The following is a 2,667-nucleotide window of genomic DNA, read 5'->3' on the forward strand; positions in this document are numbered from 1 at the left end:
GGTTACACCTGTGCTGCGAGCTGGGCCGGCGCGTACTGCATCACCGTCTACGTGGGCGGCATTCAATTCTTGAGTCCGATCCACGTCGGCGATATCGTCGAATGCCGCGCGAGCGTAATCCGCACCGGCCGCACCAGCCTGGATGTGGCGGTGGATGTCGCCGCGCGCGCGCCACAAAGCCATAAACGCCGCCGCACCGGACATAGCGTGCTGGTGTTCGTGGCGGTGGACGATGACGGCAAACCAACCGCCGTGCCGCCGTGGCAGCCGGAGACCGAACTCGATCGCGCGCTGGAAGAATACGCCCGTAAAATGGCGGCGTTGCGCAAGGAAACGGACGCCGCGCTGGAAGAACAAATGGCCGCGTTGCGGGCAACCGCCGCGGCCGGTAAAGTCGACGAAAAAGAATAAGCTTCGGGATGTCAATCCTTGGACGAATTCACCAGTTTAGAACGCGAAGCTTATTCCCAACGCCAGCAGCAGGGTGCCGAGTATCCGCCGCAGGATATGGTCAGGCATGTGACTCCCAAGTCGCGTACCGATTGCCACACCCGGCAACGACCCTAGTAACAGGCTTAACAGCAATATAAAGTCCACCGAACCATGCAGCAGATGTCCGATGCCCGCCGTGGTAGTCAACAGGACGGCGTGGGCGAGGTCGATGGCGACGATTGCCTTGGCGGGCATGCGTGGATAAAGCGTGACCAGCACCGCGCCGCCCAGCGCGCCGGCGCCGACAGACGACAAACTGACCAGCACACCGATGATGACACCGGCGATGATTGTTACGGGGCGTCCCCAGCCCCCGTGCAATCGCTTGAATACGGCGGCGTGCTCGGCGAGGCTGCCACGCTGCAAGGCGCCCCCGAACAGCAGCATGAGCGAACTCAGCATCAGGCTCACACCCAGCACGGTGGTGATCACCGCTTCCTGACGGTCGGTGTCCACGTCCAGCCACTCCAGCACCAGAATCGAAATGATCGCCGCCGGGATGCTGCCCATCGCCAGCCGACGCACGATATGCCACTTGACGTTGCGCGCCAGGTGATGCACCCACACCGCGCTGGTTTTGGTAATCGAGGCATAGATCAGGTCGGTGCCGACCGCCGTAATTGGCGGTACCCCGTAGTAAATCAGAAACGGCGTCATCAGCGACCCGCCGCCGACGCCGGTCAGGCCGACGATCGTGCCGATCACCAGACCGGCCAGTGTATACGCGATATCCATTTGATCTCCCGTGCGTGTGTCCCCGCGGTAAGTTACCTTAATTGATGTACAATAAAAAGAATCAACTAAGGCGTTCAATCACTTACTAACCCGTCAGACGCGCCCATGAATTTGCGACAGTTGCGTTATATCTCCGCCGTGGCCAGACACGGCCTCAACGTCTCGGCCACCGCGGAAAGCCTCTATACCTCGCAGCCAGGCGTCAGCAAACAGATCCGCTTACTGGAGGACGAACTGGGGGTGCAGGTGTTCGAGCGTTCCGGCAAGCAGCTCACGCGCATCACGCCGGCCGGTCAGGCCATTCTGGAGCTGGTGGACAATGCGCTCGCCAGTGTGGAGAACGTGCGTCACGTGGCGCAGGAGTTCAAGGACCCGCAGCGCGGCAGTCTCTCCATCGCCACCACCCACACGCAGGCCCGCTATGCACTGCCGGCGACGATATCGGCTTTCAGGCGGCGGTATCCGCGCGTGACCCTACACATGCACCAGGGCAGCCCCACGCAGATCTCGGAGCTGGCGGCCAGCGGTCAGGTGGATTTTGCGATCGCGACCGAGGCGATGGAACACTTCGAGGATCTGGTGATGATGCCCTGTTATCACTGGAATCGCTGCGTGGTGACGCCGCCCGACCACCCGCTGTGCGACGAACGACCGCTTAGCCTGGAGGCCGTGGCGCAATACCCGCTGGTCACGTACGTGTTCGGCTTCACCGGCCGTTCGCAGCTGGACAAGGCATTCAGGGCGCGCGGTCTGACGCCCGACGTGGTCCTGACCGCGACCGATGCCGATGTGATCAAGACGTACGTCCGGCTGGGGCTTGGGGTGGGCATCATCGCCCGCATGGCGTATGAACCGAGGATCGACGGCGATCTGCGCATGCTGGACGCCAGCCATCTGTTCGAGCACAGCACCACCAAGATCGGTTTCCGGCGCGGCGCGTTTATGCGCAGCTACATGTACGACTTTATCGAACTGTTCTCGCCACCCATGAAGCGCGACATCGTGGATGCGGTGGCCGAGGCGCGCACCGGCGAGCAGCGCGAAGCGCTGTTCGAGGGGCTGGAACTGCCGATGTATTGAGGGTCTTGTGAAATGCTTTTGGCGCAAAGCACGCAGCGGTGAAAGAGAAATCAAGAGCGAAGCGTCGCAGGTAAGAGTGCGTGACTAGCGCCCCGGTAACACGCGGGGTATGGAGGGAAGCAATTTTCCTCCGCGGGAATAGGGGAGGGGATAGGAAGTGCGCGCGAAGAACCGTTTAAGCGCCAAACAGAAGAGCCTGTAAATAATTATGTGTAACTGCCCGGCTCACAGAGAGAGCTGGCCCCGGAAATCTGGACAGCCCGATAGGTGGAATCTCTGCTTTGTGGGGCGATGATATGCCGCGACCGACAGGAGCAGAAGATGACGAGACGAACCCGCCGGAATCACTCACCGGCGTTC

General features: G+C 61.3%; 3 protein-coding genes. 2 read left to right on the forward strand and 1 reads right to left on the reverse strand.

All coding sequences use genetic code 11. The annotated features are described in order from the left end of the window. Positions 1–411: acyl-CoA thioesterase (locus H0V34_00740; protein ID MBA2490278.1), on the forward strand; the 411-nt coding region annotated here is incomplete at its 5' end. Positions 412–447: 36 nt separating this feature from the next. On the opposite strand, the gene H0V34_00745 is transcribed toward H0V34_00740, so the two are convergent. Further along, positions 448–1,227, reverse strand: coding sequence for a sulfite exporter TauE/SafE family protein (locus tag H0V34_00745; protein ID MBA2490279.1), 780 nt, complete (start codon positions 1,225–1,227; stop codon positions 448–450). A 105-nt stretch (positions 1,228–1,332) separates the two neighbouring features. On the opposite strand from H0V34_00745, the gene cysB reads away from it, so the two are divergent. Beyond that, positions 1,333–2,307, forward strand: a complete 975-nt coding sequence (gene cysB / locus H0V34_00750; protein MBA2490280.1) for an HTH-type transcriptional regulator CysB — start codon at positions 1,333–1,335, stop codon at positions 2,305–2,307. The last annotated feature ends 360 nt before the right edge of the window (positions 2,308–2,667 follow it).

Source organism: Gammaproteobacteria bacterium, from assembly GCA_013696315.1.
Taxonomy (GTDB): Bacteria; Pseudomonadota; Gammaproteobacteria; order JACCYU01; family JACCYU01; genus JACCYU01.

Excerpts from the sequence above, each read along its gene's own strand:
- H0V34_00745 (MBA2490279.1), bottom strand. The coding sequence starts at position 1,227 with ATGGATATCGCGTATACACTGGCCGGTCTGGTGATCGGCACGATCGTC.
- cysB (MBA2490280.1), top strand. The coding sequence starts at position 1,333 with ATGAATTTGCGACAGTTGCGTTATATCTCCGCCGTGGCCAGACACGGC.